The 19656-nt window shown below is 38.8% G+C and carries 11 protein-coding genes and 1 pseudogene; 10 read left to right on the forward strand and 2 right to left on the reverse strand.

All coding sequences use genetic code 11. The features are described 5' to 3' along the window. Positions 1–116 precede the first annotated feature (116 nt). The 5 genes from AC2JBO_RS00565 (at position 117) to AC2JBO_RS00585 (ending at position 10812) form a co-directional block, all read left to right on the forward strand. Positions 117–2846 carry a CHAT domain-containing protein gene (locus AC2JBO_RS00565; RefSeq protein WP_496951665.1) on the forward strand — a complete coding sequence of 910 codons (2730 nt, stop codon included), beginning with the start codon at positions 117–119 and terminating at the stop codon, positions 2844–2846. A 194-nt stretch (positions 2847–3040) separates the two neighbouring features. Continuing rightward, positions 3041–3694 (forward strand): tetratricopeptide repeat protein, encoded by a 654-nt coding sequence (locus AC2JBO_RS00570; protein ID WP_496951666.1) that lies wholly within the window; start codon positions 3041–3043, stop codon positions 3692–3694. 53 nt (positions 3695–3747) lie between these two features. Next, complete coding sequence (locus tag AC2JBO_RS00575) at positions 3748–5145, forward strand: CHAT domain-containing protein (protein WP_496951667.1); 1398 nt, start codon at positions 3748–3750, stop codon at positions 5143–5145. An 11-nt stretch (positions 5146–5156) separates the two neighbouring features. After that, a complete protein-coding gene (locus AC2JBO_RS00580; protein WP_496951668.1) occupies positions 5157–8363 on the forward strand; it encodes a CHAT domain-containing protein in 3207 nt (1068 codons plus the stop codon). 172 nt (positions 8364–8535) lie between these two features. Continuing rightward, entirely contained in the window at positions 8536–10812 is a 2277-nt protein-coding gene (locus AC2JBO_RS00585) for a caspase family protein (RefSeq protein WP_496951669.1), read from the forward strand. A gap of 455 nt (positions 10813–11267) precedes the next feature. Here AC2JBO_RS00585 and AC2JBO_RS00590 read toward each other — a convergent pair whose 3' ends face one another. Continuing rightward, on the reverse strand, positions 11268–11534 hold the full coding sequence (locus tag AC2JBO_RS00590; protein WP_496951670.1) for a toxin-antitoxin system YwqK family antitoxin: 267 nt from the start codon (positions 11532–11534) through the stop codon (positions 11268–11270). 239 nt (positions 11535–11773) lie between these two features. On the opposite strand from AC2JBO_RS00590, the gene AC2JBO_RS00595 reads away from it, so the two are divergent. Further along, positions 11774–12088: a hypothetical protein gene (locus AC2JBO_RS00595; protein WP_496951671.1), complete on the forward strand. Its 315-nt coding sequence runs from the start codon at positions 11774–11776 to the stop codon at positions 12086–12088. A gap of 86 nt (positions 12089–12174) precedes the next feature. Here the strand turns inward: AC2JBO_RS00595 and AC2JBO_RS00600 are convergent, their stop codons facing one another. After that, on the reverse strand, positions 12175–13116 hold the full coding sequence (locus tag AC2JBO_RS00600) for an RpnC/YadD family protein (protein ID WP_496951672.1): 942 nt from the start codon (positions 13114–13116) through the stop codon (positions 12175–12177). 1712 nt (positions 13117–14828) lie between these two features. Between AC2JBO_RS00600 and AC2JBO_RS00605 the strand changes: the two are divergent. The 4 genes and pseudogenes from AC2JBO_RS00605 to AC2JBO_RS00620 form a co-directional block, all read left to right on the forward strand. Then, a pseudogene (locus tag AC2JBO_RS00605) lies at positions 14829–15308 on the forward strand (hypothetical protein); the annotation flags it as partial. A gap of 353 nt (positions 15309–15661) precedes the next feature. Beyond that, entirely contained in the window at positions 15662–16852 is a 1191-nt protein-coding gene (locus AC2JBO_RS00610) for an FG-GAP repeat domain-containing protein (RefSeq protein ID WP_496951673.1), read from the forward strand. A gap of 184 nt (positions 16853–17036) precedes the next feature. Next, complete coding sequence (locus AC2JBO_RS00615; protein ID WP_496951674.1) at positions 17037–18272, forward strand: FG-GAP repeat domain-containing protein; 1236 nt, start codon at positions 17037–17039, stop codon at positions 18270–18272. Between the two features lie 160 nt (positions 18273–18432). Further along, positions 18433–19656 carry an FG-GAP repeat domain-containing protein gene (locus AC2JBO_RS00620; RefSeq protein WP_496951675.1) on the forward strand — a complete coding sequence of 408 codons (1224 nt, stop codon included), beginning with the start codon at positions 18433–18435 and terminating at the stop codon, positions 19654–19656.

Here is a 19656-nt window from a genome sequence, read left to right on the forward strand (position 1 = left end):
TTTGAGTAACGAAAAAGATGCTTACATCACAATTACACTTTTTGAATGCTAAAAAGCATAACCTCTTGTAGTTAATAAATACGAGTAATTACTGAAAAATTTTAAGGGCTTAATAAATGCGTAAAAATCTGAATTGCTTGAATCGCCGAAATAATAAGGTTTATAAAGCAAAAAATAAGTTATCAATATTTGTTTATCGGGCTACATTGGTAACTGTGTTACTGTCGTTGATGTCTCCCGTAGGTTTAGCATCCTCGCAGGCAAAGGAAGTAACTAGTAGGGTAAATAATGCGGTTTTAGCGCAGACCCAAACAGAAAAATACAAAAAAAATGAGGCGTTGCGGTTCCATGAGTTAGGTCTTCAGCTATTAAGTCAAGGTCAGTTTCAAGAAGCTTTAAAGATGTTTGAGCAGGCTTTAATTATTCATAGAGAAATTGGCAACCGTCAAGGAGAAGGTGAGCTACTCAACAATATTGGGTTAGTTTACGACCATTTGGGAGAGTATCCTAAAGCCTTAGAGTATTATCAACAAGCTTTAGCTATTTCCAAACAAGTTGGTGACAAGTTTACGCAAGGTTCGATACTCATCGGCATCGGTGTAGTTACCCGTCGCCAAGGAGAGTACCATAAAGCTTTGGAGTATTATCAACAAGCTTTAGCTATTGCTAAACAAATTAATGACAAGTCGATGCAAAGTTCGATACTCAACAATATTGGGTTAGTTAACAGAAAACAGGGGCAGTACTCCGAAGCCTTGGATAATTATCAACAATCTCTAGCCATTCTCCAACAAATTGGTGATAAAGATAGGGAAGGGAAGACGCTCAATAACATTGCTACTGTTTACACCTATCTTGGACAGTATCCTAAAGCTTTGGAAGCTTATCAACAAGCTTTAGACATTGCCAAACAAATTGGTAACAAGCAAATGGAAGGTACAACAATTAATAATGTTGGGTTTGTTTACACCTATCTTGGACAGTACTCTAAAGGTTTAGAAGCTTATCAACAAGCTTTAGACATTACCAGACAAATTGGTGACAAGTCAGGAGAAGTTACGACAATTAATAATATAGGATGGCTTTATACCAAGAATAAACAATATGCGAAAGCTCTAGAAAAATATCAACAAGCTTTAATCATTGCTAAACAAATTGGAGAGAAGCCAATAGAAGGTGCGACACTTAATAACATTGGAGGAGTATACTCTAGTCAGAGACAATATACTAAAGCCCTGGAGGCTTTTCAACAAGCTTTAATCATTATTAAACAAATTGGTGATAAGCAAGGGGAAGGTGAAATACTTCATAATATTGGAGGAGTTTATTCTCAACAGGGACAGTATCCCAAAGCTTTAGAGTTTTATCAACAAGCCTTAGTCATTGCCAAAAAAATTGGTTACAAGCACGGGGAAGGCGGGACACTCAATAATATTGGAGAAATTTATATTATTCAAGGTAAATATTTCCTAGGTGAAACAAAGCTATTTGCAGCTATTGGGCTTTGGGAGTCGCTGCGACAACTAAAATTAGAAGACGACCATAAAATTTCTATTTTTGAACAACAATCTCATACTTATCGTCTTCTTCAACAAGTTTTAATAGCTCAAAATAAAATCGAGCAAGCCTTAGAAATTGCTGAACGAGGTAAAGCAAGAGCTTTTATAGATTTATTGACATCAAAATCAATCAAAAATGAAGAATATATTAACACAATTCCATCCATGCCTCAAATTAAAAAAATTGCTCAACAGCAAAAAGCCACACTTGTCGAATATTCCGTAATCAACAACTCAGAACTCTACATTTGGGTAGTTAAACCCACAGGAGAAATTGCATTTGAACAAGTAGAATTAAAATCCCTCAAAGTACCTCTGGAAAAATTAGTAGAAACCAGTCGCCGTTCTATTGGTGTTACAGGCACCGTTACAAAACAACGTGGACCGATAATTGAAAACCCACCCCTACCAAATCCAGAAAATCAAAAAAAAAGCTTACAACAGCTCCACGAACTCCTAATTACGCCCATCGCCAAGCATCTTCCCAAAAATCCTGATGAGCGCGTAATTTTCATCCCCCATGAATCCCTATTTCTCGTTCCCTTCGCTGCACTCAAGGATGCAAACAACAAATACCTGATTGAAAAGCACACCATCCTCACTGCTCCAGCAATTCAAGTATTGGATTACACCCGCAAAAATGCAGAAGCATTGAATATTGCCTCTCTACAACCTACAGATACATTACTGGTAGGAAACCCAACTATGCCCATTACAGGAATTCCCCCAATACAACAACGTCCTTTACCCGGTACGGAAAAAGAAGCGAAAAAAATAGCTCCCATCCTCAACACTCAACCTCTTATCGGTAAACAAGCAACAAAATCTACCGTACTGCAAAAAATATCAACCGCCAAAATAATTCATTTAGCCACGCATGGGTTACTTTATGGATTTGGGGAAAGAATACCAGGTGCAATTGCACTGGCGCCTGATACTCCTGGTGTTAACGAAGGATTGCTCAAAACCACCGAAATAATTAAATTAAATCTAAAAGCGGATTTAGTGGTTTTGAGTGCTTGCGATACGGGTGTAGGGGAAATAACAGGTGATGGAGTCGTAGGATTATCCCGTTCCTTATTGACTGCGGGAGCAGAGAGTGTAATCGTTTCCCTGTGGGCAGTTGATGATGGTTCCACCTCAGATTTAATGGTGGAATTTTACAGCCAATTACAGCGAAATCCTGACAAAGCTTCTTCACTACGTCAAGCAATGCTAACAACCATGAAAAAACATTCTCATCCCATACACTGGGCAGCTTTCACCCTAATTGGCAACGCCGAATAAACCGGAATTAAAAAAAAATTTACCAAACCGTAAAATTTTGGCATATCCTCCTTGACTCCAGAAATATATAAAACCAAGAGAGCAAAAGATGCTTCCAGAACGGAAAAAACAATTGTAATTCACTCTGCCGAACGTATCTATATCTCTTTCCACAACATCACCCAGCAATCATCAATAATTCAGGAATCAAAAAAATGAAAAAAATCACATTAGCACTCGGCATGGCTGTATTAGGTGCAATTGTTTCTAGTCCCAAAGTATTCGCAGAAAGCCTCAATCAATCCGAGCCTATTATTATCGCTCAACTTCAACCTCAACTCAAGCCCCAACAACAGTTACCCTCAATTAAACTACAATCGGCGCCTAACTCTACTGAAAATAGCAACATCGAGACATTGTTAAATCAAGCAGGAGAGTACCTAGAAAAGGGTGATTATGATAAGGTAGTTGAAAATTGTAACAAGGTTTTACAACAAGATAAGAATAATTATGGCGCCTATATACTTCGAGGTCTAGCATACACTCAAATACAAAAGTATCAGCCAGCAGTTGATGATTTTAACCAAGCAATTCGCATTGATCCAAATTCCCATTACTCATACTTTGGTAGAGGTTTTGCTCAGTTTCACTTAAAAAAGTACGAACAGTCACTAGCTGACTTTAATCAAACAATCAAACTAGAATCAGACTTTGCCCATGCTTATTTCTGGCGCGGTATCACTCAAGGTTATTTAGGTAATAAACAGGGAGCAGTTGCAGACCTACGACAAGCTGCGGAACTGTATAAGAAAGAAGGTAAAACTGAAAATATGAAGACAGCACTTGACTTGCTAAAGCAACTTAGTTAGTACAAATACTAAGCTAAGATTCCCGATTTTTGAAAAAGTTGGGAATCTCTAGCATGACGAAATATCTTTCAAATCTCCCAACCTTAATCACTCTCACAGTCATGCCAAATCCAAAATATCTCTTAAAGATAGCTATCTCGACAATAACTCTTAGTGTTGTTTCTATAATATCAATTCCAATCAATCATGTAATCGCTTCTGAAAAATCATTAAATCAGTTAGAAACAACAGTAGGCAACAAAGATAATTCTCCAGTTCAACAACCAAATAAATCATCACTTGTCAAAACAGCGAAACAACTAAACGCCACACTTGTACAATATTCAATCATCTCGAACGAATCCATCGTTGATGGTAAAACCCAAACTCAAGAATCAGAACTATATATTTGGGTCGTTAAACCCACTGAGGAAGTAGAATTTCGCAAAGTTGACTTAAAAGCTTGGGGAAAAATAGAAAAGAATTCATTTTTAGACTTATTTAGAAGAGAACGACGCAGGTTGAGCGCTAGAAGTGCAGGCACAAAAGGAATTCAAATCGAATCTAAACCTAAGAAAAATAACTCATTACCAGATTTACAAAAATTGCATCAAGTATTAATTGAACCTATAGCTGATTTACTACCACAAAAAGCAGATGAAAAAGTTATTTTTATTCCTCAAGGTGAATTGTTCACTGTTCCCTTTGCTGCATTAAAAGATGCAAATGGCAAATATTTGATTGAGAAACACACAATTTCCACTGCACCATCAATTCAGGCATTAGATTTACTTTACCAAAGGAAAATTAAACGTCAGGGTGAAAAACCTTTCGTCCCCAAAGATATAAAAGCTGATGAATTATTAATAGTAGGTAATCCTACCGCACCAAAAACACCTATACAACCAGGAGAGGAAGCCTGTAAATCACAACCATTACCAGGTACGGAGAAAGAAGCAAACGCTATCGCACAAATATTTAAAGCCCAAGCACTTATTGGTGATGCTGCCACAGAAACCGCTATCTCGCAAAAAATGCCCCAAGCCAAAATAATTCACCTAGCAGCCAATGCTTTTTCTAATGATTGTCAAAAAGGAAACTCTCCTGGCGCCATCGCGCTTGCTTCTTCGGATCGAGATGACGGTTGGTTGAGGACTGAAGAAATTCAGAATATGAACCTCAAAGCCGATTTAGTTGTCTTGACTGGTTGCGATACAGCTTTGGGAAAAATTACTGGTGATGGTGTCATTGGGCTTTCCCGTGCTTTTATAGGCGCCGGTGCGGATAGCGTCATTGGTTCCTTGTGGGAAGTAGATGATATGGCAACGGCATTTCTAATAACTGAGTTTTATGGTAATTTAAACAAAAATACGGATAAAGCGAGTGCATTACGTCAAGCAATGCTGGAAACTATGAAAAAGCACCCAAATACTCGCGATTGGTCTGGTTTTACGTTGATTGGTTTGTTGTAGTGGTGAGGGGTATGACGATGCGTTCCTGCAAAATTGGGCTAAGTGTGTTTATTTTTCTGTTGGCTGTTTTTTCTACTTCGTTGGGTTCTCGGTTGCCGATGGTGTCGGTTGAATCGCGGGTTTTGGCACAAACGGTAGATGCACGGAAAGCCCAAGCAGATAGACTGTTTAAGCAAGGTATTCAGCAGTATCAAACCAGTCAATTTGATGCAGCATTACAATCTTGGCAGCAAGCGCTGATTATTTACCGAGAAATAAAAGACCGTAATTTTGAGAGTGCCACATTGGGAAATCTTGGTCAAGCCAACCTTGATTTAGGAAACTACACCAAAGCTATTGAATACTGTCAGCAAGTTTTGGTGATCGCACGGGAAATAAAAGACCGTCATTTTGAGAGAGCCTCACTCTCGAATCTTGGTACTGCCTACCTTTACTTGGGAGACTACCCGAAAGCCATTGAGTACCACAAGCAAAGTTTAGTGATCGCAAGGGAAATTAAAGACCATCAAGGTGAAGGAAAAGCACTAGTAAATCTTGGTCTTGCCTACGATAATCTAGGAGACTACCCGAAAGCCATTGAGTACTATCAGCGAAGCTTGGCGATCTCTCGGGGAATTAAAGACCGTCCAACTGAGGCAAAAGTACTGGGAAATCTCGGCAATACCTACAATAGTCTAGGAAAATATCCGAAAGCCATTGAGTACCACCAGCAAAGTTTGGCGATTGTACGAGAAATTAAAGACCGTCAAGGTGAGGGAAGAATACTGGGAAATCTAGGTCTTACCTACTTTAGCTTGGGAGACTACCCTAAAGCCATTGAGTACCACCAGCAAAGTTTAGCGATCGCACAGGAAATTAAAGACCGTCAAACTGAAGCAAATGCACTCTCGAATCTCGGTATTGCCTACCATTCTCTAGGAGGCTACCCCAAAGCTCTTGAGTACCACAAGCAAAGTTTAGCGATCACGCGGGAAATTAAAGACCGTCAAGGTGAGAGTAGTTCACTCGGAAATATCGGTAATGTTTACCTTTCTCTGGGAGATTACCCAAAAGCCATTGAGTACTACACGCAAAGTTTGGCGATCGCACAGGAAATTAAAGATCCTCAAAGTGAACAGTCTGCGCTGACAGTTATCGGTGCTGCGTATCTTGAACTGGGGGACTACCCCAAAGCTCTTGAGTACCAACAACAAAGTTTGGCGATCGCACGGGAGATTAAAGACCGTCAAGGTGAGAGTAGTTCACTCGGAAATTTCGGTAGTGTTTACCTTTCTCTGGGAGACTACCCCAAAGCTGTTGACTACTATCAGCAGCAATTGGCGATCGCCAGAGAAATCAAAGACCCTAAAGGCGAGGGTAATGCACTAGGAAATCTTGGTAATGTTTACCTTTCTCTGAGAGATTATCCCAAAGCTATTGAGTACTTTCAACAAGTGTTGGTGATCGCCCGAGAGATTAAAGACCATCAAACCGAGGGTCAATCACTGGGAAATCTTGGTAATGCCTACAATAGTCTGGAAAACTACTCAAAAGCCATTGAGTACCAACAACAAAGTTTGGCGATCGCCCGAAAAATCAAAGACCGTCAAGGCGAGAGTCACTCACTCGGAGAACTTGGTTCTGCCTACCTTTACCAGGGAGACTACCCCAAAGCCATTGAGTACTACAAGCAAAGTTTAGCGATCGCGCAAGAAATCAAAGACCCTACAAGCGAAGGGAAGGCTTTAAACAATCTAGGATATACTTTTTACAAATCTGGTAATCTCTTTCTGGCAGAAAAAAACTTATTTGAAAGTATTAAGGTTAAAGAGTCTTTACGAAACAAAAAATTAGACGATGCAAATAAAGTCTCAATTTTTGAAATTCAAAGAAATACCTACAGACTTTTACAGATAGTCCTCATCGCCCAAAATAAAACTGATGCAGCCTTAGAAATAGCCGAACGCGGACGGGGACGTGCTTTTGTAGAGTTACTTGCTTCCCGCTTATTTGCTAATCTCAAAGAACAATTCCCAATCCCACCAAAGATTTCAGAGATTAAACAAATCGCCAAAGCGCAAAATTCTACTCTCGTCCAATATTCAATTATTACTAATGAATTCAAAGTTGCGGATAAAACAGAATGGAAAGAATCAGAGTTATATATCTGGGTAATCAAACCCACAGGTCAAATAATCTTTCGCAAAGCAGACCTTAAACCATTATGGCAGAAAGAAAATACCAATTTAGAGCAATTAGTTAAAATTAGCCGTCAATCAATAGGTGTCAGAGGCGCTAAATTAGAAGACCCACCTCCACTAAATCCAGAAAACCAGAAAAAACGCTTACAAAAACTCCACGAAATATTAATCTCACCCATCGCTGACCTGTTGCCCAAAAAAGAAACTGACAAAGTAGTATTCATACCGCAAAGCTCATTATTCCTAGTTCCATTCCCGGCATTACAAGATGAAAATGGCAAATACCTGATTGATAAACATACCATCCTCACATCCCCATCAATTCAGGTTTTAGATTTAACTGGAAAACAACATCAAAAACTTGGAAACCAACCCCTACAGACTAATGATATGCTGATTGTGGGTAATCCCATCATGCCTAAAGTCTCAATCAAAATTGACGAAAAACCGCAACAATTACCACCTTTACCTTACGCAGAAAAAGAAGCTAAGGTCATCGCTAATTTATTTAAAATTCAACCCTTAATTGGCAAGCAAGCAACAGAATCAACCGTAGTCCAGCGCTTACCCCAAGCACAAATTATTCACTTTGCCACCCACGGATTATTTGATGATATTCGCGGTTTAGATAGTTCCATTGCTCTAACACCAGAAAATTCTAACTCCTCCTCATCTTCTCTTAGCAAAGAAGAGCAAAAGCACGATGGACTCCTCACCACAGAAGAAATTTTCGGCTTAGAACTCAAAGCCAATTTAGTAGTTCTCAGTGCTTGCGACACAGGTAGAGGAAGAATTACAGGGGATGGTGTTATCGGTTTATCTCGCTCTTTTATCAGTGCAGGAGTACCCAGCGTCATCGTCTCCCTATGGTCAGTTGATGATGGTTCAACTTCATTTTTAATGACTGAATTTTATCAAAATTTGCAACAAAAAATGGACAAAGCTACAGCATTAAGAAAAGCCATGCTTGATACCAAGAAAAAATATTCAAATCCATCACAATGGGCAGCTTTCACCCTCATAGGGGAATCTGAATGACCTAACCCCCTAGAGGTCAAAACTGGCATATCCTCCCACACCCACAGAAATACACATATAGCGTTTCCCGGTCTAGTGAAGTACATTTTTAAAGCTGTTCGTTTTGGCAATAAAGAATTAGGTGTACCTCAGTTGCTTAGGAAACGCTATAACCAAACAATCCAAAATTACCATGTCCTACATCAAACGTCGTCAATTTATCCAATTCGCTGGTTCCGCTTTAGCCACAATGGGTATCAGCCAGTTAGATATCATGCGTCAAGGAGAACGTTACGCAAAAGCTTTAGCACAAGACACACCCCGTAAATTGGCGTTACTTGTGGGAATTAACGATTACAAAAACAACATATCCCCTCTAGGAGGTTGCGTAAACGACGTTTTTTTACAGCAGAAATTACTAACCAACCGCTTTGGCTTTAATCCCAAAAATATTGTAACTTTAACCGACGCACAAGCCACACGGCAAGGTATTTTACAAGCATTCAACGAACACCTCATCAAGCAAGCCAAACCCGGTGATGTAGTGGTATTCCACTTCTCCGGACATGGTTCGCGCGTAAAAGATGAAGACAAAGATATGCCCGATGGGCTTAACGGTACAATAGTACCTGTTGATAGTTCCTTACCGACCAATGGTGGTGTAGTGCAAGATATTATGGGACACACCCTGTTTTTACTCATGTACGCATTGCAAACCGAAAACGTTACTGTAGTATTAGATTCCTGTCACTCAGGGGGAACAAAACGGGGAAATTTTGCGGTTCGTTCGCGCGATGGTGGCAGTGATTTCTTACCCAGTAAAGCAGAATATGAAGAACAGCAAAGATTGTTGAGGGAAACCAAACTTTCACAAGCAGAATTTCTCAACAAACGGCGCCAAAACGTTGCTAAGGGAATCGTAATTACAGCTGCCAAACGCGATCAATTCGCTGTGGATGGTCAATTTAGTGACTTTAGCGCTGGAGCTTTTACATACGCTTTAACTCAATATCTGTGGCAGCTAAATAGAAATGAACCTTTTGCAAAAACTTTTGCAGGTGTTAGAAGCAAAGCTGAGATTTTAGCATTTAACACAGGCGGTTCTCAAGAAGCAGAAATAGAAAGGAACATTAAAAATCTCAATTCTCCATTATACTTTTTGCCACCTAAACCAATTCCCGCAGAAGCCGTAGTCACGGGTGTAAATGGCAACCAAGTAAATTTATGGTTGGGTGGAATTGAATCCCAAAGTATAGAAGGTTTTAACAAAAGTGCAATATTAACAGTTGTGGATGAAAAAGGAGAACCACGGGGACAAGTACAAATTGAATCGCGTCAGGGATTATCTGCAAAGGCAAAATTGCTCAACACCACACGCACACAAACCCCATTAGCAATAGGAACTCTTTTACAAGAACGTATCCGTACTATCCCCAAAAATATTACTTTAAAAATCGGACTTGATGATAGTTCTCTTGATAGTAATACTATTGCTCAAGCAAAACAAGCACTACAAGCAATACCTAGTATCGAAGCCCTACCCCTGAGACAAAAGGAAGTGCAGTATATATTTGCTCGCATGACTAAAGCCAAATATCAGGAATTACAGAAACAAAATATACCAAATTTTCCTCCCGTGGGTAGTTTGGGTTTATTTACGCCTACCTTAGATGCAATTATTGTTAACTCCTTTGACGATTCCGGAGAAACAGTAATTGCCGCAGTTAAACGTTTACAATCAAAACTGACATCATTCTGGGCTGGGAGAATGGTCAAACATCTTCTTGGTAATCAAAATACATCAAAAATCGGTATTTCTGTTTCCATGATTATTGCTGATAGTCAAAAACCTCTCGCCGAGACTTTTACACCTCGTGGTGCCAAACTAGATAATGATAATAGAAACCAATCAACACCAACCAAACCAGTAAATATTTCCGACTCAGGTATACTAAAATTACCCTTGAACACAATAATAGCTTTCCAGGTTCATAATCAAGAATCAGTACCTCTTTATGTCAGTATTTTAGGCATAGATAGCGCCGGAGACATGGGTGTTCTATTTCCCTATGATCGGACGGAAGAAGCCATATTAGCCGCATCAATCGAAACAGGAACTAAAGTCTTAATTCCTACAACCGAACATCAACGTAGCGGAACAAGGATAAGAATTGGCGAGCCACTCGGCTTTTCAGAAATACTTATTATCGCCAGTCCAACACCATTACACGATTTACTCGATAAACTCCAAGCAATCGCAGATGCCCAAGGACAAGCTGGTAAACGCAGCTTCATTACAGCAACCGGAGACCAATTTTTAGACTTAACCAATAGTCTACTTGATGATTTAGACAGAAGCACTCGTAGTGGAACTAGTGCTGATAATATCCAACTTCCTGATGGAGAACGTGGGGTTGATACTACGAAGTTAGCTGTGATGTCGATTCCATTTGAAGTGGTGAGTAAGTAAGGTGCGTAACGCTATGAGATTATTCGCTTCGTTGAAAGATTGTTATGGCGTTACGCACCCTACGATAGAATGTCGCGATTTCACGCATTTGGAGGCGCCAACACGCATTGGGGTAGGGTGCGTGACACCTTGAAATGATTTGAGCGTAGTAATAAAACTTGTAGGTCACGCACCGACTCTGATTGTAACTAAATCGTAGCGATAAAAACATACGTCAAATTCTGTAAAAAAGTTTATGTGTCCTAGTATTAGAGGCGCCTCTTTTGATGCCAGTTGCTCTAACAATAAATTTTCTGCCTCTTTTTTAAGCTCTACTGCAAGGCGCCAATTGAAGAGTCAAAATTTATGGCATTGTATAGTAGTATATTTGCTCAAATCGCGACAAGTAAATAAATATAGGGTTTCGCTCTCCTGGGTTTAGACATTACTCTCTGTAAACTGTAGGCTGTGAGATTTTATTTCAATTTACTTAACTTATTTAATAATTTAAAACTTTGATCATCTTCGTTAAGTTGATATTCTTCAATCAGCTTTCCATCTTCAGCCCATTCTTTTTTACTAACAATAATACCGTGCTTGTATAAACATTCTATTTTTAATTTTCCACTTTCATACCACTCTTTACACAAACCATCTAAAGCTCCTGACTCATAGTAATATTCGTAGTGCATCTGTCCACTCTTATACCATTCCCTTGAAATTCCTTGTAAAATACCATCCACATAAGAATTTTCTGCTAATAGCTGACCCGACGCGAAATTCTCGCGCCTCAATACCCGTAAAATCTTGTCCCTCGTAAGTGTAAACATGATAATCCGAATAATCTAGTTCATCTGTAAAGACTCTCATAAAATAACCAACTCCAATAATAAACAATCTATCCGTTACATCCGTTTACCATCCGTTGCCAAATTTACCCACACTCACGATACAATTACAACTCAGCACTCATTACTCCTTTATGTCTTACCTCACCCCCGAAGCAAAGTCAAAACTATCGAGTACTATCCGCGCGCTTAGGGAACGTTTACTTACCGACTTACATAATGCTCTCGGTCGGTTTGGCGCCAATAATGAAGGTATTCTCACTCAAGAAGTTGACAATGAGTTAATTTTACCTCATGGCAGCCAAGCGCATTTAAGAAAGCAGCGGTATGGAAAGGAATTAGAGTCTTGGAAATACGTATGGATAAAGGAAACAACAATTCACAAGGATAAATACCAGTACTCACCAAATGATTATCGAATTTATGAAGTGGCGCCGACTTTAACATAATTAAGCAACAAATATTGATGGGTATAGGTTGGGTATCGAGGCGCCTACCCTGCGGGAAAACTCCGTTTACACCCAACCTACAATTGTTAATTTTGGGTGACGAATCTGGTAATTAGTTCCTCGCGCGACAATTGCGACAATTGCATTAACACAGGGGTAAATTCTGATGGAGATAGTGCTAAGACGTATGGAATAATTGCTTCTAGTTCTGGGTCTAGCGAACCAAAGCGAAATATAAGCAAGTTTTCCACAACTTGGCGTTGTCCCTGCTCCTTGCCAATCTCCTTGCCAATCTCCTTGCCAATCTCCTTACCGCGCTCTACGGTTTCTTGCTCCCATTCCAAATAAGCTTGTGATAAATTCATAAGTAACTCTTCTTTATCTTCATTGTCATTTTCTGTGCTTATTCCTATGTTAATCTTCCAAGTGTAAAGTAGCGATAAAATTTTGGAACGTTTGGGATTACCTTTCGGTAAAGCTACTACGTCGTCAACAGCTTGTTTCTGAGTCAAGCCTTTACCCAAAATTCTCAACCACAGTGTTTCGGGAATACGCTGTAATTTGTCAATAGCAACAATTCTTGTCAAAAGTACTTCTCCCCAAAAATAAATACCCTCTGGCCAATTCGGGTCTCTATGAGCAGGCAGTTTATTTAACAGTTCATCGGAAAAAGTGGTTGATATAATCCACAACCGTGGCAGTTCATCCTTAGATATTGTGTCCTCATCTCGCTTACTTTCACGTCGCAGTTCTGCTTCTAGGTGAACTAATTTTCCAACGCAACTGCGGATTTCCCATTCTGTTGGTTGCTTGCGGAACGGTTCTAACAAACAGGGTGTTTCAGCTATTGAAGCTAAAATACCCAAATCTGGTAAGTCCTCTACAGGTGGTTGAGTTGATGGGATAAACCAAATATCAACAAATCTCGGTTCCCCAGGTATTTCCTCGCTGATTTTTACTTCACCCAAAGGTGATAGACATTCTTTGAAGAATTGTTTTGAAAACTGGTCAAATGGGTTTTTTGTCATTGAATTTTGACAGATACACAACCTGGGTTTATTTTCTCGCCCAGTCTTTATTATCTAATAAGTTGAATCTAATAATATACTTTATTAATAAATCTTGAAGAGAGCATTAGCTTTGTTCATATTTTTATAAGTTATTATTCAGAAAAAACACTCTTGCAGTTGCAAATAGATGCTTTTGATACTGTTATCCGACAGCATTGTATGAATTAAAACTACAGTTATAAGCTGAGTAGTGGCGCTAAATTTTACTGTAGACGAAGTAAACTTTAATGAGTTGTGTATAAAATTTGAATTGGAAAAACCTGGCAACGGATAAAAGCGGATGTAACGGATGAACTGTAGGTTGGGTGGAGGAACAGTACCTAACAAAAACGCTAATATTTATGTTGGGTATCTAGGCGCCGTATCGGCTCAATAAGTTGGTTTTTGCGTACATAGCGTGCTAAATTTTAATTCCAATCGATAATTTTCTTTTATTGTCAAGGCTTACAGTCACTTCTAGTTAGTTGAAAGCTCCGAAAGGCTTTTTTCGACTATCTGAGTTTCAGTAAGTGGTTGAAAATTTGGCGTTGCTGAATCATGGGATGTTTTGCCCAATTTCTAACCAATTATTAATAGTTCCAAGCGCTAGTTCATCCCGCATATAAGCAACGCCGAAAATTTAACGCACTGTCAATTTTACCAAACTCAAATGCTTCCTCTGTTATTGGTAATGATTGATTTATCTCCTAACTTGCACATTCAAATAATCCATATATAGTAAGGGTTCCAAAAAATGTGCTAGTTTCATATTTTACTGGTGCGCTTGGGGCGCCAGTCGGAGGCTTATATCTTGCACCTATATTCTGGCATGTAATATTATTAATTGCAGAGTCTATAACTACGCTCATACCCGCCTAGGACTAAAAGTCACGCTTGCTAATAGCAAAAGTCCATTAAAATGGACTATGCGCGTTAGTATTATTAAACACATATATGTTTACAATCAAGAATTAATACGTAGAGGTGCAAGATGTCAGTTATTAGTAAACGCTCAAAGTCCTCACCAAATTACTGGGGCTGTTTTTTATATCCCCCAGTAATTACTCTGCCTTTAACTGGTGGTTTGTGTCATTAATTTTGGTATGTTGGCGCCTACCGTTACGGTATGGTAGGGTGTGTGACGCCACAGAAAAATTGTACTATTTACGACAAGACTTGTAGCGTCACGCACCGACTAATGGATGGTGCGTCAAAGCACATGATCTTTCGTTTTATTGAAGACTGTAATAGCTTTGACGCACCCTACACACCAAAACTACTGACACAGACCACGCTTTGGTTCGTGTCATTAAATTTGGGGTGTAGGCGCCGAACTAGAACTCTCTTAACTCTTATCTCTGTTTCTCTGTGTCTCTGTGGTAAAAAATATATCACACCAAAACTATTGACATGAACCACTAATAGCTATTTTAGCTACCGGATTATTGCCCGCAACTGAGCTTTTACTTACACGCTCCGAAGTTTTTATCACGCTTTTTCTCCCAATCTACAGGTCATTGAGCATTAAACAGGACGTTTGTAATAAATCTTAAAATTTGTGAGAAAAAGTTACTTTGCTGCGATATGGGGGAATTCTAGCAATATGGCTCAGTTAATGCTTGCATAACTTTCCAGGTATACCTGAACCCGATTGTAAAAGCAAACACTATGTGGGAATTTGATAATTGGCTATGGATAAATCAATAATTCAATTGGTTGACAAGTTACCCAATGACAATATTACCGTCAAAGTATTAAAGGCTCTTGATTTTATTGCACCAGGTCAGTGGAATAATCTGCTGGGATTTGACAATAGTATCCGCACGATTACAGGAGAAACCGATGCTAATGTAATTCAGAAAATTCGCGCTCACGCTGTTAGTTTATATAATGACCCACAACAAGGCTACCAAACAGCCGTTAAACTGTATCAAACCATTGATAAAGCAGATACGGCAATGGCAACAGCTGCTTTAGCCAACAAAGTTGGTGAAAAAATTGGCTTTCTTTCTTTCTTAAGCAACATCACTCCCAAAGCAGACGTAACTCAAACTACTGATCTAGTCCTAAAAATCGCGATTGAAATCATTGCTTTCTCCAAACTCAACGGTATTCCCCAACCTAATCCCCAAGAATTTGCCAATTTTCTTGGCAACCACTACCAAGATGCATAGTAAAAAGTAATAATGCAAACGAGAGGTGCCGCAGTTGTTAGGTAACACTAAATAGCGGCGTGCAGGTAAAGGCGCCTCTCAATTGTGGGTTCGGTAGCTTATCAGGGGGGGGTTAGGGGGATCGTATTTTAGGAAAATGTCTTAACCGAGTAGTATTGGAAGTTAACTTTATTAATATCTGCTTTTATAAATCAAATAATTAGGAATATTTCACAAATAAACATTGTTATTGATAAACAATATAATTTACTGAAAAAAGTGGAAAAGGGCTTTGGATGTTCTGAAGTAACACTTTTAATTGCAAATAAATAATAAAAAGGGGGATGAACATTGTTGACAATAACTAATCTATGTTTGATTCGACAAAATCCACAGAGCTTTCTACTGGTACTGGTGCTTCAATATATACTCAGGGTAAAAATAGTTTTGATGAAAGTTTATACTCGAATAATGTTTCAAGTTTAAAAGGTTCTTCACAATCAGTTGAGTCTCAAGGCTTAAACCCTAATCCCAACCTAATTTTTAGTAGTGCAGCTATCAACACTGATTTTAACGGTGATGGTAAGACTGATAAAATTTGGCGCAATTCGCAAACGGGTGAAGTTGCTATTTGGATGATGAATGGCGCCAATCCTCAAGGAGTAGCTTTACCATCGCGCGGTGCTGACTGGGATTACAAAATCGCAGATCTGAATGGTGACGGTAAAACTGATTTAATTTGGCGTAATAAAAATACTGGAGTAAACGAAGCCTGGGTAATGGATGGTGGAAATATAGTTGCTAGTACTGCACTGCCAACTACAGATAAAAATTGGGATTTTACTGTTGGGGATACTAATGGAGACCGTAAGAGTGATTTAATTTGGCACAACAAGAGTACGGGTGAAAATGCTGCATGGGTAATGGATGGTACAAATGTTGCTTCTGCTGCTATGTTACCAACAACTGATGCTAATTGGACTTCTACTGTTGTAAGTGTTGATGGTACAGGTAAAACTGATTTACTTTGGCATAATTCTGCAACAGGTCAAAATTCTTTGTGGAGTATGAATGGTACTCAGCTAGCTAATGGTACTGCGCTCGCGAATTTTGGTGCTGGTTCTGATTGGCAGTTATCTGCTAGTGACTTCAACGGTGACATGAAAACTGATATTTTCTGGCACAATACCAAAACAGGTGAAAATAAAACTTGGTTGATGAATGGTGCTAATGCTACAGCAGCTGACTTACCTACACAAGGCGCCGGTTCTGATTGGAAATATTCCTTCGGTGATGTAAATAATGATGGAAAGATTGATGTGCTATGGCGTAATGTATCTACTGGTGAAAATCTAGGTTGGGTAATGAATGGCGCCAATGCAACTGGAACTGCTTTACCAACTATGAGTTCTGATTGGACATCTAGCTTAGGTGACTTCAACGGTGATGGTAAAACCGAACTGTTCTGGAACAATACTAAGACTGGTGAAAATATAATTTGGTCTGGAGATGGCACTAGCACTGCTGTGAATACTACTCCAGTTGGTTGGTACACTGCGTAGTTTTTTAGCTACATAAATTTGTATGAGACGTGGTTTAATCGCTGCGTCTCTACAAAAATTATTTGTCGTTTTTCAAAATAATCGGTATTTAAGCGCATATCTCCTGCACTTGTACACCGTGATTTGAAAGAATATGAATAGCATGTAATACAACATAAAACATCTAAAAATACTCCTAATTATTATGAATGCTTCCAGCTTATCTACACCTATTTATTCGGCAAACATATATTCTGTAAATAATACTCTTCAACAAAACAGCCTCATTGATGTAAATAAAACTAGTTATACAAATGATTTTTTGCGTTCATCAAATCCTAGTCAAACAATTGACTATGACGTTGAAAATCAAGCATATAATATACCAAGAACTAACCCAAATCCTAACTCTATTTTTAGTAGTCCAGCCACACACGCTGATTTTAATGGGAATGGAAAAACAGACTTACTATGGCGTAATAGTCAAACAGGTGAAACAGCAATCTGGTTAATGGATGGTAGTAATATTACGGATGCTAAGTTTTTACCCAAAATGAGTGCTGATTGGCAATATAAATTAGGTGATTTTAATCGCGATGGAAAAAGTGATATTTTTTGGCGCAATACCACAACGGGTGAGAATGTATTGTGGATGATGGATGGTGATAATGTTACAAATACTACTCAATTACAAACTATTGATCCTGCCTGGAATTTGAACATTGCTGACTTTAATAGTGATGGTAAGAGCGATATTTTTTGGCATAATATTAAAACTGGTGAAAATGCTACTTGGTTAATGGATAATACCACGGTGACAACCGCAGCATATCTAGCTAAAACAGATTTGTCTTGGACTCCTAGCATAGTTGATTTTAATGGAGATGGTAAGAGTGATATTTTTTGGCGAAATAGTGCCACAACCGAAACAGCAGTATGGATGATGGATGGTACTAACTCGAATGGTACGTTCTTACAAAAAATGGACTCTTCTTGGGATTATACAACAGGCGATTTTAATGGTGATGGCAGAAGTGATTTATTGTGGCACAACAAAGTTACAGGTGATACTTCTGTATGGATGATGAGTGGAACTTTCCTGTTTAGCAGCAATTTAAATAATATGGGCGCCGACTGGACAGATAGTATTGGCGATTTTAACGGTGATGGTAAAACCGATGTATTTTGGCATAACACCAAAACTGGAGAAAATACTGCTTGGTTAATGGATGGTTCGTCTATTGCAACTTCTGCATTCCTGCCACAAATTGACCCATCGCTACAGTACACTATTGGTGATTTTAGTGGAGATGGAAGAACTGATATCTTTTGGCGTAATCCCACTACTGGTGACAACTCGATTTGGTTTATGAATGGTACAACAGCTTCGGGAAGCACAGTATCTAATGCTCCTCCTGAATGGAAGACAACAGTTATATAATTATAACAAATAAGATTCCCGACAAAGCATTTTAAAGTCGGGATTTTGAGTTTTAAAATGATATTTACGCTACTTTTACAAAAATAAGGCGTGTTAAGATTTGACAGATTATTGAGTCAAAAGAGTTAAAAATTATTGAAAATTTATCACAAAATTAGTCATGAGTTCTTCCACACTATCTATGAATACACCTTTTGGGAATCTTGATTCTGTAGGCGCCTTTTTACCCAAAAATGACCTTATTAATGTAGACAAACCGGGTTTTTCTTTTGATTTTGGTAAATCTTCGGGTTCTGAGGATATATCTAGTCAAGCGTATAACATACCTCTTTCTAACCCAAACCCTAATTCGATTTTCAGTAACCCAGCTACATATAGTGACTTTAACGGGGATGGAAAAAAAGATTTATTATGGCGCGATGATAAGACTGGTCAAACCGCAATTTGGATAATGGATGGCAAAAATATTTCTGATGCGAAGTTTGTGCCTAGTATGAGTTCCGACTGGGATTATAAGCTAGGGGACTTTAACCGTGATGCTAAGAGCGATATCTTTTGGCGCAATAAGAAGACGGGTGAAAATGTTTTGTGGTTGATGGATGGCGCCAATGTTGCCAGTACAACTAAACTGCAAAATATAGACTCGAATTGGGATTTGGATATTGCTGATTTTAATGGCGATGGTAAAAGTGATGCTTTTTGGCACAATAATGCAACGGGCGAAAATGCAACTTGGTTGATGGATGGCAATAATGTCACTACTGCAGCTTATTTGACTACAACAACTGATTTGGGCTGGAAACCAACTATAGTTGATTTCAATGGTGATGGTAAAACCGATTTGTTTTGGACAAACAAGAGAACTTCAGAAACAGCTGTATGGTTAATGAATGGTACTGATTTCTCTGGTTCGTTCTTACAAAAAATGGACGCAACTTGGGATTATAAAATAGGTGATTTTAATGGTGATGGTAAAAATGATGTGTTATGGCAGAACAAAAATACAGGTGATACATCAATGTGGTTGATGAATGGCACTTTGCTGTTTAGCAGTGATTTAGATAAGGTGGGTTCTGATTGGAAAGCTGATATCGGTGATTTCAATGGTGATGGTAAAACCGATATTTTCTGGCGGAATGAGAAAACTGGAGAAAATACTGCTTGGTTAATGGATGGCTCTGCTATTTCGACTTCTGCGTTTTTATCTAAGACTGACCCATCGTTAAAATATACCATCGCTGATTTTAATGATGATGGCAAGACCGATATTTTCTGGCGCAATCCTAATAGTGGTGATAATACCCTTTGGTTCATGAATGGTACTACTGTTTCGGAAAGTACGGTGATTAATGCTGGGCCGGAATGGAAGACTAAGGTTAGTTAA

The organism is Calothrix sp. CBUCES-K 9914, assembly GCF_059640475.1.